Consider the following 14236-nt stretch of genomic DNA (forward strand, 5'->3'; position numbering starts at 1 on the left):
GTATAAAGGAGGTATGGAAATGGCAAGCGGATCAACACAAGTAAAATACCTCGGCATTTATCAAAAGATTAAACAGCAAATTTTAGACGGTGAATATAAAATCAACGAAAAAATTCCGAGTAGCCCCGTCCTTGCTGAAGAATTTGGTGTTTCAGCCCTTACTATTAAGAAAGCGTTGGATCTATTAGTTAGAGATGGCTACATTATCCGCCGGCGCGGAAGTGGAACAGTGGTGCAAGATTGGCGTCAACAGGAAAAGGCACGAATGATTCAAACTTTAACGGGTACGAAAGCTGTATACGGCAGTGAGGTAGAAAGTAAAATTATCGAGTTTGCGATTGTTGGGGCTGATGAAGTAGTTGCTGAGAAATTGGGAGTTTCAATCGGTGATTTCGTCTATAAAATCATTCGCCTCCGCATCATTCACAGCATTCCGACGATTATGGAGCATACATGGATGCCAATTTCGGTTATCCCAGGTGTTGAGGCTTCTGTTTTAGAGGAGTCGATATACTCACATATTCAAAATAAACTTGGTCTTGAAGTAGGGACATCTGTTGTCAGGGTTAAAGGAATTCGCCCAGATGATAGGGAAAAGCAGTTTATGAACTTAACAAATCAGGACTTCCTAATGCGAGTTGAACAAGTAGCTTATTTAACGGATGGACGAACTTTTGAATATTCTTATGCAGATCATCTACCCGAAACCTTTGAGTTTGAAACAGTCATTACTGCAAAAAATTATAAAGAGATATAAAAATCGGTTGAGGCAAGTATTGTCTCAACTGCTCCTATTATACGTTAATAGAATGAATCCAAGACTTAACATTTGATTTATAGAACTGTAAAGTTTAAAATTACAGTATAGTTTTTAGAAGTGAGTTGTTATCGTCTGTAAAATGTAGATAAATTAAATATTCTCGAATAAATAATATTGCTTGTATTTGATTCTAAACTGTAATTTTTTTTAATACATTTCAATAACCGATGTTTAAAATGTACGTTTCATAACATTAAAGGAGTGAGTTAAATATGGTAATTCTATATACAACAGCAAGCTGTGCTTCATGCCGAAAAGCGAAGGCATGGCTTGAAGAGCATCAAATTGATTATATTGAAAAAAACATCGTATCAAATTCTATGACAGTTGATGAGCTTAAATCGATTCTTCGTTTAACTGAAGAGGGGGCTACTGAAATTATTTCAACTAGATCCAAAACTTTTCAGGACTTAAATATAAATATTGAGGAGCTCTCGCTCAATGAATTTTATACATTAATAATTGAGCATCCACTAATGTTACGTCGCCCAATTATGCTGGACGAGAAAAGATTGCAGATTGGTTTTAATGAGGAAGAAATTCGTAAATTTTTACCACGTAGCGTTCGAACGTTTTTGAACATTGAATTGCAAAAATTGGCCAATTAATAAGTAGTATTTTTAGAAAAAGTTTTTTGAAAGGAGGAAGCAGAAGATGATTGAAGTATGTGTTACAGTTAATTATAATGATAGAAATTATCAAACAAATGTTATTGTGAGTAAAGATACGATTTGGACAAAAATTAAACAGTTGGCAGAAGAACAAGTGAAGAAACAGTGGAGTGTTTAATTTTATTTTCAACTTAAAAAGCTAAATGAAGTTATCAGATATAGGTGGGACCGGATAGAATATAAGAGAATTAATTTTTTATGGCAAGAAGTATTCTATATGTTTTAACGTTCTAACCTATCTGTAATATTTATGGCTACAGTTAATATATGAGAAACAATATTTTTGATCGTAGGAGGAAAATCATGAACAGCGACTTTACCTTGGCTATACACAGTTTAACTTATTTAGCTTTACAGCCAGATCGGATGTCAACAAGTAATGCTATTTCAGAAAGTGCAGGTGTACATCCAGTACGCATTCGCAAAGTACTAAGTTTGTTAAAAAAACATAAGTTTATACAATCGAAAGAGGGGACTGGTGGCGGTTTTATTTTCGCTCGCGATTTAGATGAAATTAATCTTTGGCATATTTATCAGATAACCTCTGAAGGTGCTTTGCAGCCGAAGTGTCCAGAATCAAACAATCAGTGTGTTGTAGGTTCGAACATGCGAAAAGTTCTTTTCGCTATTTTCTTAGGTGCTGAAGAGCATCTAGGTGAATACTTAAAGAATTATACAATGAAAGAAGTTGTTGACCTTATCAATCAAGAGTGTTAAGCGGCTTAATTATTATATAGCCGTGAGTTCTTAACACTTAAATGTAATGAAAAATATTACAGTATAATTGTTTTTATATCTTTTTTATCGTCACAAAAAATATTTATAGGAAGGTGAAACGGTATGATGTCAAATAATAATCATGTTTTAAAAGTAGGAGATTGGGTTCGTGGAATATCAAATGAAGGTGAATTAATAGTTGGTTATATTGTATCACTTGATGATGTAGAGGATATAGTTACAGTTAGTATTGTGAAACGTGACGGCCAGTACACAATAAACGAAGCGATTTTACTCTTTAGTAAACACGTTAACAAACTCCCTGAATCAAAGGTAATAAATAAGGAACAAATCCTTTATCTTATAGATCTTGCATTATTAACAGGGGATGAAGAATGGTTTATCGAGCTTTCTTCAAAATTAAACTCGATAAAAGAGCTAGTTAATGAGGGATTTTAAAATTTAAACTTTTGAGGGTGCACACAATCCGCCTTATGAAGAGGACACAATTACTTTTTGCATAAAAGGAAATGATGTAAAAACAATGCATTACAAACATAGAGCTATCCTTGAAGAAGAGCCGAACAAACTACAATTAAGATGATATTGAAGTGATTTGTTTGTGTGTGTATTCCTGATAACGATAATTATGTAAATGAGCTGTCCATATGGGGCAGCTTTTTTGCTTTTTGCTCAGTGTAGCTTTTTAAATTGTATATGAATTCAATATTAATAATATATATCCTAAAATTTGGTTTTTGTATTTTGGGATTTTTTCTTTTTACCTACATTAATTATTTATTAGAATATCTTTTATGTTTAAAATAAGATTTTTTGATAAAAGGGGATATAAGTATCTTTATAATAAGTCACCTAGAAAAACAATGTATTATTATATTTTTTTACTAACTAATTCAGCTTTAAGCGATAAAAACAATGGCTACATGCTAACTGTAAAATATTATCCATATAAAATTATTCCTCTTTAATATTTCTGAAAATATAAAAATATTAATTTTATAAATATACACGTTATAATGAGGGCGTCGAGAGAAATTTTATTATCTCTGGAGAAAATATAAAAAATGCGATTATTAGTAAGAAAGGTGTGTGATTAGAGGCGAAATGTATGTAATGTGCTTCAGTGGCTTGTGTAAGCAATATCATCAGTGCTACCGAAGTTATGAAGGTAATGTATAGAATTGAGAAAGAAATGCCTCGCAAATGAAGAGAGGCCGGTTTAGCTAAAATTACTGTTAAAAGTAAAAAAGAGAAACCATTAAAGTAATACACTGTATTAGAAATGTTGCAACGTATTTATGAAGTCTATTCTATATTGTTCTCTTAAGGGGTCTTTATATAAAGAGCGGATATTACGAGTAAACTTTTTTGTGAACGCTAACAATTATATTAGGACGCTAATTAGCGAATGTTTCAATTTGGATTCATTATGATGAAGGACATACAATGTGGGGCAACTTGTAAGGAATTCATTTTCCAGAAAGGGAATATTTGTTAGATGCAAAGAGAGATGCAGGAATAGATACAAGGGGGAGTTATTATATGAACGGGAATACTGCAAAGAAAATAGAAGTTCAAGCTGAAAATACCGCACCAAAAAATGAGCAATATGCAGATCCGAAAAAGTGGCATAAGCAGGATACTACATGGGCACTGAGTCTATTTGGAACTGCAATTGGAGCAGGGGTGCTCTTTTTACCGATTAATGCAGGTTCAGGTGGTTTATTATCTTTACTACTAATTACATTACTTGCATATCCAGTTATGTACTACTCACATAGGGCGCTTGCTAAAATGATATACGCTTCTAATTCTGCTGATGAGGGGATCACAGGTACAATTAGAGAGTATTTCGGAAATAAAGCGAGTATCATTTTTAACATCGTATATTTCGGTTCAATTTATACAATCGTACTAATGTATTCGGTTGCGCTTACAAACACTGCAAGTAGTTTTATCGTGCATCAATTGCACATGCCAGAACCTCCAAGAGCTATTTTATCACTTGTATTAGTTCTTGGTCTTATCGCTATACTGAATTTTGGTCAAGATATTACTGTAAAGGTAATGAGTATGTTAGTGTATCCTTTCATAGTTTCTCTACTTTTTATCGCAATATCTTTAATTCCACAGTGGAATACGTCAATGCTTAGTTTTTCAGCTGTTTCAACTGCTTCAACAGGAACAGGCTATTTTGGAACGATATTGATGATTCTACCAATCATCGTATTCTCATTTAATCATTCACCTATGATTTCATCATTTGTTGTGAAACAGAGAGCTACGTATGGAATCGAAGCCACTGATGCTAAATGTGCGCAAATACAAAAGGTTTGTTATATTATGACATTCGCTGTTGTTATGTTCTTCGTTTGGAGTAGCGCATTGAGCTTGACTCCAGATGATATAAAAATGGCAAAAGAACAAAACTTATCAATTCTTTCATATCTTGCTAATGAGCTTAATTCGCCTGTAATCACTATTGCAGCTCCAATTATTGCTTTTGTGGCTATTACAAAGTCTTTCCTTGGCCATTATATAGGAGCATTTGAAGTAATGCGTGACATGATTATTAAGTTCGGTAAATCACGTGGAAAAGATATTGAAGAAAAAACAATTAAGACAGTAATCCTTACTTTTGTTGTATTATCATGCTGGTTTGTTGCTTATACAAATCCAAGTATTCTTGGACTTATTGATTCTCTAAGCGGTCCATTAGTTGCTACTATCTTATGTCTATTACCGATGTATGCGATTCAAAAAGTTCCAGTACTAGCTAAATACAAAGGGAAAATGAGTAACGTATTTGTTATTATTGTAGGTGTACTTACTGTCTTAGCAAGTATTAAGTCATTATTCTAATTCACTATTATTCGTATTAGTGTAAAAATAGTTAATACGAATAACTTTTTGGACAAACTTCTCACATTGGAGAGTTTGTCCTTTTTTAGTCATTTTATCAACTTGCCGACAAACAGCCACCTTCCAGGCAGAAGGTGGCTTGTTTCGGTATTAATTTATTTTAACTATTCACGTCTGAATGGCCCTTTTGGAGCAATTAGCTCTAAATTAGTACTATCTGAATCGGGGGAAGTAGGCAACTCCTGTACCAAATCCAGTTTTCTAGCCGTCTTCTTGAAAGATAATTGGTTCGTCATCTGGGTGCTATCCTATGCCCATCAAGCTAACAAAATGGATTGCCTCTGAAACAAAAAATGATTTTTATTACTATAAAAAACGTAAAGTATCTGTTTTTAGAAAAAATTAATTTTTATAAATTGATGGAGATATAACTCAATTCTTTTATATATGTAGTTAAATATGATTGTCAGAATGAACTTAAAGTAATTATGATTTCTAGAAATACGAACTGATGTTTTGAATTGGTTTAAAGTTGCTGGAACAAAATAAAACCAATTGAGCAAAAAAACTTGCAAAAATAAAAAGAGAGATGTATATTAATTGATGTATCAATAATTGATACATCAATTAATGTTTTAACAAGAAAGAAAAGGAACATTTTATGAAGGAAATGTTCGTAAATATCAGTGGAGAAGAACGCAAAATACTTATTCATGTTCTATTACAGATGCAAAAAAATGTAGAGAATATTAAAGAATAGAGAGTGTAGGGGGCAGAATAGTGTGGAAATAATCGCAGCTATTTTAGTCGGGATCGTAGCATTAGAACATTTGTTTATCATGATCCTTGAAATGTTTTTTATTGATTCAAAAGTAGCGAAACGTGCTTTCAAATTACCGAAGCATTTAGAAGGAGATCGAAACGTAGCCATTATGTTTGCAAACCAAGGTTTATATAATGGATTTTTAGCGGCTGGTCTCATTTGGGGACTTGTACTTGGGCTCAATCCAATTGGTTATATTGTCCAATTATTTTTCGTGATTTGTGTGGTGATAGCAGCTATTTTCGGAGGTTTCACATCTAATAAATCAATTATTGTGAAACAAGGACTTCCAGCTGTTTTAGCATTGGTTGCCCTTTTATGTATAATATAGAATCAAAGTTTTTCAATAAAAGAACTCATTTTTGAAAAGAATACGCTATTCTTTCTTTAGAATTATAGGAAAGGATGGCGTTTTTGTATGTCTATTTCTATATGTAGTGATTTATAACTATTCTCTCAAGGGACTCAACTGCTTTTCAGCTTTTGGATATATTTTCATCCATCTTTGTTTCCTCCTATTGTTGGATAGTGTAATAATTGATAAAAATTTTGATGAAATTGGATTATAACGATTGATCAAAAAAGTTAGTGATTAAAAATATTATTCTTTAGTACATACATTTTTAAGATGTTAAATATATTTCATAATAGTCTCTGTAAGATAGGGATAAGTAGAATAGTACTTTTTATAACTTTGAATGTCATTCATAATAGCACCAGTAAGAAGAAAACAGGCTTTACGGTACTACTAGTTACCAAAGATGTTACAGTAGTTTATTTAGAATCAGATTGATTGAAAGGTTGTACTATATGGCCTAATAATTTCGAAAAAATGTCGGTGTGGCATAAAACAATTATGGAGGTTAAAGATATGAGTACTTCAAATTTGAATGAAATAAGTAAACAAATTTTAAAAGAGGAGGAAACACTTCAATTTTCCTCTTTTACAAATGAAGATGCCTTGCAACTAGGTTTATTTATCGTTGAAACAGCAAAGCGAGAGGGGAAATTGATTGCTGTTGATATAACGAAAAATGGTGTGCAATTATTTCATTTCAAGATGACAGGGACAAATGAGGAAAATACGAAATGGATTGAGCGTAAAAAACGAGTCGTTTCCCTGCATGATCGTAGCTCGTATTATATGCAGATACAAAGTGAAATAACTGGGGTCTCCTATAATGAAAAATATCTTTTAGATACTTCAGAATACGCTGCGTTTGGTGGATGTTTTCCTATCAGAATAAAAAACGTAGGGGTTATTGGAATGATAACAGTTTCAGGATTACCACCAGAAGAAGATCACGAATTGGTAATAAGGGCAGTTGAAAATCATTTGAAGCAATAGTAAAAGTAAATGTGATGGTTAAGTAAAAGCCAAGAATGAACATATTATTGTTCGTTTTTGGCTTTTTATTATTTTTTCTTATAGTCGGCTAAGAGGGTTCTTTTACAGGTAGTACTTAATTTTGCAATGTTCTTTAAATTGCATCGTTTTGTTCGAGTGAGCGAAATTGCTGTAATTGAAGATGCTCTAAATTAATGTGAAATTTGGTGATTAAAGGAGCTACATTTCATATTTGTGTAAATATGAAACAAGCAGGATACATGAATAGAGAATGGGTAAAATAGTACCGAATGATGATTAGATTTTATGAATGATGTTATAAGGCTTTTTTTAGGAAAACTGAAAGAAGCAGTGTGTTTAGATTTAGAATGACTGGCAATGGGTGCTAGGAAGTTCAATGATTCAAAAATGAACTCATTTAAACGCATACTATCTTCGAGATGTATCATTTTGAAGAATATTAAAACTTAGGAGGAACGGAATTATGACAAAAGATTTCTATACTGCACTGAAAGAAAGACGTACTTACTATGGGATTAATAAAGAGGTACAAGTATCGGATGAAAAAATTAAAGAAATCGTGGAGTTTGCTGTGAAATATACTCCATCCGCTTTCAATTCTCAAACTGCACGATTAGTTGTATTATTTGGTGAAGCTCATGATAAATTATGGGATATTACCACTGAAACATTAAGAAAAGTAGTTGGAGATGGAGATTTTTCAGGAACGCAACAAAAAATGGATTCTTTTAAAGCTGGTTATGGAACAGTATTATTCTTTGAAGATGAGGCTATCGTTAAATCGCTTCAAGAAAAATTTGCTGCATATGCTGAAAACTTCCCAATTTGGTCACACCAAGCGTCAGGTATGCACCAATTAGTCGTGTGGACAGGTTTAGAAGCAGAGGGATTAGGGGCATCATTACAACATTATAATCCATTAATTGACGATGAGGTAAAACAAGAATGGAATGTCCCTGCTAATTGGAAACTAATTGCACAAATGCCATTTGGTAATCCAACAGCTGCACCAGGTGAAAAAGAATTCCAACCACTTGAAGAGCGTGTGAAATTTCATAAGTAATATTCGAATGTAATAAAATAGAAATTTAATCAGTGGTGGTCTTACTGTCCGCAAATAGCAGGGGAAGCTAACTGTATTGTAAAAATAAAACTGTTTATTAATAAAAAAGCTTATTCGTTTTTTTATTAATCGAGTATGTATGAATAAAAGATTTTAAAACACTATTTTAATCTGTAAGGGAACAAGGTGATCGTTTTGATCACCTTGCTTTATTTCTTACATTTTATTTATTAAAAAACGCTAGCTTTTCATAAATGCTTGAAAAATTAGCGTTTTAATAATAGGTATCTGTAATTTGATTACTTAAAACTATATACGAAAAAGCTTTTATGTTATTCCTCAAGTTCTATCCATTCCTGTGACCATTCTTCTATTCCGCGAATAATAGCTTCTAAAGCAAATCCTTTTTGAGTTAAAGAATATTCTATACGAACTGGTGTCTCAGGAAAGACTTTACGTTCGACAATTCCTTCTAGTTCTAATTCTTTCAATCTTTCTGAAAGTAATCTTCCGCTAACAGGAAGAGAAGATTCAAGTGTACAAAAGCGCTGAGATCCAGAAAAAAGTTGGTAAATAATTAGTGCTGTCCATCGTTGACTAAAAAATTTCATTCCTTTTTCAAAGCGAGGGCATAATGTAGAATCATTCATTTTCCTTCACCTCCTAAAATAAATTATATAACATCTTACTATTAGTAACAAATGTTTTTATGATTAATTACTTGACGTAAATTGATTACGAATGTATACTCACTTACATAAAGTAACTAGGTTGTTTTATGTAACTAAAACTCTTTTCTTTAAATGGCCAAAGTTGTAATGATACATATTGCATATAAGCTGAGAGAAAAAAGAATAGCATCTGTAAAAACACTTACGTTGTGTAAGTTAAACAATAAAAAATATAACAATGGAAGAGAATTTTAGAGATTCTCTATACTAGGAGGTACCTAATGGTTACAACAGATACAATTCATATGTTAGAAGATAAAATTCAATTTATACATCAAGATGGAAAGGATATTTATTTAGTAGGCCCTATCAAATTGCCAATTAATTTATATGGGGAGACTAAAGTTTTTCAATGGTATTCTTGGTTACAATGTAGTGAGGTTACAAATAGTGTAGAAGGAATTATCGAAAAACTCTCATCTATTAATTTAGCTGATATGCAGCAATCTAGTGTACTTGTATATGGTGATTTTGAGAATTCTGAAGATGCCCTAATTCGTATGCATAGTATTTGTCACACCGGTGATATCTTTGGTAGTAAACGTTGTGACTGTGGATTCCAATTAAAGCAGTCTTTACAAATGATTACAGAACATGGTTCAGGTGCTTTATTTTACTTAGCGAATCATGAAGGAAGAGGAATTGGCTTGTTTAGTAAAGCTATGACGTACCTCTTGCAAGAAAATGGATTAGATACAGTAGAAGCTAATCTGAACCTAGGTTTTGAAGATGATGTTCGAAACTATGATGATACAATTGAAGTATTAAAAGCGCTACGCTCAAAACCTGTAAAACTTATTACAAATAATCCGAAAAAATTAGAAGCGTTACAAAAAGCTGGATTAAATGTTACGAGTCGTGAACCGTTATGGGGTGATGTCTCAGAGTTTAATGAGAAATATTTGCAAACGAAGATTCAGCGTTCTGGACATTTTGAAGGGGGACACTTACATGCTTGAGCATGAATTGTATATGAAGCTAGCACTAGAAAATGCCAAGGCTATGAAGGGACAAACGACTCCAAATCCATTGGTTGGATCTGTAATTGTAAATGATAATCGAATTGTAGGGGTCGGAGCACATATGAAGGCCGGAGAACCACATGCCGAAATACATGCGATACGTATGGCTGGAGAACAGGCACGTGGTGGTACAATTTATGTAACTCTTGAACCTTGTTCTCATCATGGTAGAACAGGGCCTTGTGCTGAAGCAATTGTACAAGCAGGAATTAAGAAGGTAGTAGTTGCTACACTTGATCCAAACCCGCTTGTTTCTGGACGTGGAATTAAAATTCTACAAGATGCAGGTATTGAAGTACTTGTAGGAGTGTGTGAAGAAGAATCTAAAAAAATGAATGAAGTCTTTAATAAATATATTTTGACAAAGCGCCCATTTGTAACGATTAAATCAGGAGTTACATTAGATGGGAAAATCGCTACGTCTTTATCGGATAGTAAGTGGATTACATCTACAGAAGCAAGACAAGAAGTACACCAAATACGAAACGAAAATGCGGCTATTTTAGTAGGAGCGAATACTGTTCAAAAGGATAATCCATCATTGACAACGCGTATTCCAAATGGCCGAAATCCAATTCGAGTAATATTGGACTCGACGTTACGCATACCGATGGAAGCTAACGTTGTTACAGATAGAGAAGCTCCTACCTGGATATTTACAACAAGTAATCATGCAGAGGAAAAAAAGAAAGCATTAGAAAATGCAGGAGTTAAAGTATTTGTTACTAGCGGAGAAAAGCATATAAACTTACATGAAATGCTTGATGTTTTAGGACAAAAAGGAGTTTCCTCCCTGCTTATTGAAGGTGGTGGAGAAGTAAATGCTTCGTTTATTGAAAATAAACTAATGGATAAAATTATTTTATATTTCGCACCTAAAATTATTGGAGGTAGATTGGCGCCTAGTTTTGTAGAGGGGACTGGTATTACTAAAATGAAAGATGCAATTGAATTTAAGGATATATCATTTACCCAGATTGGAAAAGATTATAGATTTATTGGCTATCCAGCATATCGGAAAGATGAGAAATAAGGGGAATAAAAACTACTTATATGTTCCGATAAATGGATTGCAGAAAGGAGCGATGAAGAGTGAAGTTTGGATTTGATATCGATGATACATTAATTGATTTAAGGCAGCATGCTTTTCATTTATATAATAAGAAATTAAACAAAAAAGTAGGGTTGGATGTATTCCATTCTTTAAAAACAATTGAAATTCATGAAGCATTTGGCATGACTTCGGAGGAAGGCGGTCATATGTGGAATAGTTTGCTGGATGAGATTTATTATACTTCTTGTTCACCGTTTCCGTATGCTGTAGAGACATTGCAAGAATTAGAAAGACAGGGACATGAAATTTACTATATAACGGCGCGACCTAAAGAGCATGGAGAGCAAACAAAAAAATGGTTAATAGAAAAAGGATTTCCGGTACATGAAGATCGCTTTTTCTATGGAATGAAGGATGAAGAAAAAATACACTTCATACAAGAAATAAAATTAAACTATTTCTTTGATGATAAGCCGGCTGTTTTAGAAACGTTAATAGGAAAACCGATAAATGTATATGCAAAAACTACTTCTTACAATCAATATCTCAATATCCCGCGTATTACAAATTGGATGGAGTTAGGAGATATTATAAAGAAAGATATGTGAGGATTTAAATGGAAAATCAAATAGGGCCAAGAGCATATTGAGTATTACAATTTTAGAGGAAAGACATACGTATTATGTCTTTCCTTATTTTTTAATACTATCGTTTTTATTAGTGTGATGTGCTAGGAGTACTTCTAATAGAGGGGAAATAGAAAAATGAGCAATAAGAAAAATATTTTTAAGCTAGTCTTGTATGGAAGCGTAATTTATATATCATATCAGTGATGGTTTTCCCTGGTGCCACAGTATATGCGGATATTTTGGATAAGAAGTTCAAGAATTAATGAGATGTGTTCATAATCATGAATTTTTGGAAAACGAAAATTACAATGTTAGGTTATTTTGAATCAGTAGTGGACGATATGCAAAATTACATATTACAAAATAAACATCGTAATTTTGGGATTCTTGGTATAAAATACATTACTTAAACTATATATTAGAATGGAGAAAGTGAATTGGAATTATTAAGAAACAGTAAGGTTGGTACAAAACTAAACATATTAATAACTATATCAAGTATTGCATGTATAGTATTATCCCTAATAGGGTTTTGGGGATTAGAAAGAGGGAAAAGTACTTCCTCTAATATGTATGAGGATAATTTACTACCAATTGAGTAGATTGGAATTGTAGAATCTAATTTTTATCACGTTAATATGAACTTTATGGAAATAATGTTATCAAAAGATGAAAAAAGAATGAACGAATTAATAAGAGAAATGGATGGGATTCGTAAGGAAAATGATCATCTTTTAAAGCAGTTTGAGGCTAAGCTTATTTCTACTAAAGAAAAAGAATTATATAACACGTTTCATGAAACATTTAATGAATTAAGGACTCAAATGAAGAAAGCACAAGAATTAGGGAAGTCTAATAATGAGGAAGCATATGCATATTATCTAAAAGAGATTGAACCTAATATGCAAAAATCAATAAAATCAATTCGTGAATTGATTTTATATAATAGTAATAATGCAGAGCTTTTACAGAAGGAAAATAATAATAGTGCTCAAAATACAATGATAATGTTTGTTAGTATTTCGATTTTAGCAATTTTAATAATTATATTAATTGGATATGTTATTAAATTAACTATCCGAAAACCACTTGCATTACTACAAAATGATATGGAAAAAGTAGCAGCTGGAGATTTAACAACACGTACTCCTTATAAAGCAAATAATGAATTAGGGCATATTGTTCAGTCTTTTAATAGTATGTTAGATAACCTTCAACAATTAATTGCGAATGTTAAGATGACAACACAAGAGGTTATTTTTACTACGGAGGGCGTATTACAAGATACAAATCGAGCGTCTAGTATTTCAAATGAGGTTGTACAGACTGTTTTAGAAGTAAAAACAAAAATAGAAGGACAGGTAACTAGTATTCAGGAGAGCTCATCCTCAATGGAAGAAATTACAACCGGGGTGCAAACTGTAGCTGAATCTTCAGCAGTAGTCGCTGAGGTAGCAGTAACGACTACAGAACGAATAAATATCGGTAGTGAAGTGATAAATCACTCTATTCTTCAAATGAATAGTGTGCATGATGTTGTCGAGGAAACATCAAAAGTAATAAATAAACTTGTTACACGTACACAACAGATTGATACAGCTCTCGCTGCAATTACTAATATTGCCGAACAAACGAATCTTCTTGCCTTAAATGCCGCTATTGAAGCGGCACGTGCTGGAGAGAATGGGAAAGGATTTGCAGTGGTTGCCGCAGAAGTTCGAGACTTGGCTGAGCAATCTAAAGAATCTGCAAAAGAAGTTAATCATTTAATAAAATCCATTCAAAAAGATACCCAAGATACAGTTAATGTCATGCAAAAAGGACAACAAAAGGCAGTAGAAGGAAAAGAAGCTGCTTACAAAGCGAATCAAACCTTCTTGTCTATTATGAGAGATATTGATAAGATTACAGGTCAAATTCAAGAAGTATCCGCAGCGACAGAAGAGATGTCTGCTGGTACAGAAGAAGTAAATGCTTCTCTTTCGCTAGTTTCTGAAACTGCAACGGATGTGAAAAAGGAGACTCTTCAAACTGTAAATTCAATTCAATCACAGGCCGAATCAATTGAACAAATATCAATCCAATCCAACAAAATGAAAGAAAAGGTGGAAGAATTAACGGAATTGGTTTCAAAATTTAATATTACAGAACAAAAAGAATGAGTAAATTGTAAAAGATTAGGTACGGCTATCAGCCTAAAAATAATTGTATTTTTTACGATTAAAAAGATTTTAGTAATTAATTCAATCACAAGTGTAATAACATGTATAAAAAACATGAAGACTTAAGAGTCTTCGTGTTTTTTTATTGAATAATGTCTGAAAAAATATTGATAATTATACGATATTTTGGAATTTATCACAAAATATTCATATATGCAAAATTACATACATTTAATGATTGATAATCATGAGTTAATGTAACTATAATAATTACACTGATAAGTAACTTATT

At 32.5% G+C, this 14236-nt stretch carries 15 protein-coding genes and 3 pseudogenes; 16 read left to right on the forward strand and 2 right to left on the reverse strand.

Going from position 1 to position 14236, the window contains the following annotated elements; all coding sequences use genetic code 11:
• Window positions 1-19 precede the first annotated feature (19 nt).
• The 7 genes and pseudogenes from HMPREF1014_RS07860 (at window position 20) to HMPREF1014_RS07885 (ending at window position 5091) form a co-directional block, all read left to right on the forward strand.
• The gene (locus HMPREF1014_RS07860; protein WP_000146278.1) at window positions 20-757 is read left to right on the forward strand and encodes a GntR family transcriptional regulator; all 738 of its coding nucleotides are present in this window, start codon (window positions 20-22) and stop codon (window positions 755-757) included.
• A 275-nt stretch (window positions 758-1032) separates the two neighbouring features.
• Window positions 1033-1428: a transcriptional regulator SpxA gene (gene spxA, locus HMPREF1014_RS07865; protein ID WP_000236190.1), complete on the forward strand. Its 396-nt coding sequence runs from the start codon at window positions 1033-1035 to the stop codon at window positions 1426-1428.
• A 46-nt stretch (window positions 1429-1474) separates the two neighbouring features.
• The gene (locus HMPREF1014_RS07870) at window positions 1475-1609 is read left to right on the forward strand and encodes a BA3454 family stress response protein (RefSeq protein ID WP_000573532.1); all 135 of its coding nucleotides are present in this window, start codon (window positions 1475-1477) and stop codon (window positions 1607-1609) included.
• 185 nt (window positions 1610-1794) lie between these two features.
• Window positions 1795-2208, forward strand: a complete 414-nt coding sequence (gene saiR / locus HMPREF1014_RS07875; RefSeq protein WP_001083464.1) for an Rrf2-family transcriptional regulator SaiR — start codon at window positions 1795-1797, stop codon at window positions 2206-2208.
• A gap of 123 nt (window positions 2209-2331) precedes the next feature.
• On the forward strand, window positions 2332-2667 hold the full coding sequence (locus HMPREF1014_RS07880; RefSeq protein ID WP_000987462.1) for an IDEAL domain-containing protein: 336 nt from the start codon (window positions 2332-2334) through the stop codon (window positions 2665-2667).
• Window positions 2668-2674: 7 nt separating this feature from the next.
• Window positions 2675-2812 (forward strand): annotated as a pseudogene (locus HMPREF1014_RS29640) (DUF3888 domain-containing protein); the annotation flags it as partial.
• Window positions 2813-3771: 959 nt separating this feature from the next.
• Window positions 3772-5091: an aromatic amino acid transport family protein gene (locus HMPREF1014_RS07885; RefSeq protein WP_001014186.1), complete on the forward strand. Its 1320-nt coding sequence runs from the start codon at window positions 3772-3774 to the stop codon at window positions 5089-5091.
• Window positions 5092-5255: 164 nt separating this feature from the next.
• Here the strand turns inward: HMPREF1014_RS07885 and HMPREF1014_RS32425 are convergent.
• A pseudogene (locus HMPREF1014_RS32425) lies at window positions 5256-5391 on the reverse strand (VOC family protein); the annotation flags it as partial.
• A gap of 482 nt (window positions 5392-5873) precedes the next feature.
• On the opposite strand from HMPREF1014_RS32425, the gene HMPREF1014_RS07890 reads away from it, so the two are divergent.
• The 3 genes from HMPREF1014_RS07890 to HMPREF1014_RS07900 all read left to right on the forward strand — a co-directional run bounded on the left by HMPREF1014_RS07890 (window position 5874) and on the right by HMPREF1014_RS07900 (window position 8346).
• Window positions 5874-6245: a DUF1304 domain-containing protein gene (locus HMPREF1014_RS07890; RefSeq protein ID WP_000402469.1), complete on the forward strand. Its 372-nt coding sequence runs from the start codon at window positions 5874-5876 to the stop codon at window positions 6243-6245.
• Between the two features lie 501 nt (window positions 6246-6746).
• A complete protein-coding gene (locus tag HMPREF1014_RS07895; RefSeq protein ID WP_130068296.1) occupies window positions 6747-7262 on the forward strand; it encodes a heme-degrading domain-containing protein in 516 nt (171 codons plus the stop codon).
• A gap of 484 nt (window positions 7263-7746) precedes the next feature.
• Window positions 7747-8346 (forward strand): nitroreductase family protein, encoded by a 600-nt coding sequence (locus HMPREF1014_RS07900; RefSeq protein ID WP_000158938.1) that lies wholly within the window; start codon window positions 7747-7749, stop codon window positions 8344-8346.
• A 332-nt stretch (window positions 8347-8678) separates the two neighbouring features.
• On the opposite strand, the gene HMPREF1014_RS07905 is transcribed toward HMPREF1014_RS07900, so the two are convergent.
• Window positions 8679-8996: a winged helix-turn-helix transcriptional regulator gene (locus HMPREF1014_RS07905; protein WP_001000104.1), complete on the reverse strand. Its 318-nt coding sequence runs from the start codon at window positions 8994-8996 to the stop codon at window positions 8679-8681.
• 302 nt (window positions 8997-9298) lie between these two features.
• On the opposite strand from HMPREF1014_RS07905, the gene HMPREF1014_RS07910 reads away from it, so the two are divergent.
• The 6 genes and pseudogenes from HMPREF1014_RS07910 to HMPREF1014_RS07925 all read left to right on the forward strand — a co-directional run bounded on the left by HMPREF1014_RS07910 (window position 9299) and on the right by HMPREF1014_RS07925 (window position 13944).
• Window positions 9299-10036 (forward strand): GTP cyclohydrolase II, encoded by a 738-nt coding sequence (locus HMPREF1014_RS07910; RefSeq protein WP_000258865.1) that lies wholly within the window; start codon window positions 9299-9301, stop codon window positions 10034-10036.
• Complete coding sequence (gene ribD, locus HMPREF1014_RS07915) at window positions 10029-11132, forward strand: bifunctional diaminohydroxyphosphoribosylaminopyrimidine deaminase/5-amino-6-(5-phosphoribosylamino)uracil reductase RibD (protein WP_000889428.1); 1104 nt, start codon at window positions 10029-10031, stop codon at window positions 11130-11132. Before HMPREF1014_RS07910 ends, ribD begins: the two co-directional genes overlap by 8 nt.
• 59 nt (window positions 11133-11191) lie before the next feature.
• Window positions 11192-11761: a 5' nucleotidase, NT5C type gene (locus HMPREF1014_RS07920; RefSeq protein ID WP_000668223.1), complete on the forward strand. Its 570-nt coding sequence runs from the start codon at window positions 11192-11194 to the stop codon at window positions 11759-11761.
• Window positions 11762-12063: 302 nt separating this feature from the next.
• Entirely contained in the window at window positions 12064-12192 is a 129-nt protein-coding gene (locus HMPREF1014_RS32050; protein WP_002000310.1) for a hypothetical protein, read from the forward strand.
• 27 nt (window positions 12193-12219) lie between these two features.
• Window positions 12220-12762: pseudogene (locus tag HMPREF1014_RS32565) on the forward strand (MCP four helix bundle domain-containing protein); the annotation flags it as partial.
• A gap of 27 nt (window positions 12763-12789) precedes the next feature.
• Window positions 12790-13944, forward strand: coding sequence for a methyl-accepting chemotaxis protein (locus tag HMPREF1014_RS07925; RefSeq protein ID WP_496204230.1), 1155 nt, complete (start codon window positions 12790-12792; stop codon window positions 13942-13944).
• Window positions 13945-14236 lie beyond the last annotated feature (292 nt).

It is taken from the genome of Bacillus sp. 7_6_55CFAA_CT2 (assembly GCF_000238655.1).
GTDB lineage: Bacteria > Bacillota > Bacilli > Bacillales > Bacillaceae_G > Bacillus_A > Bacillus_A cereus.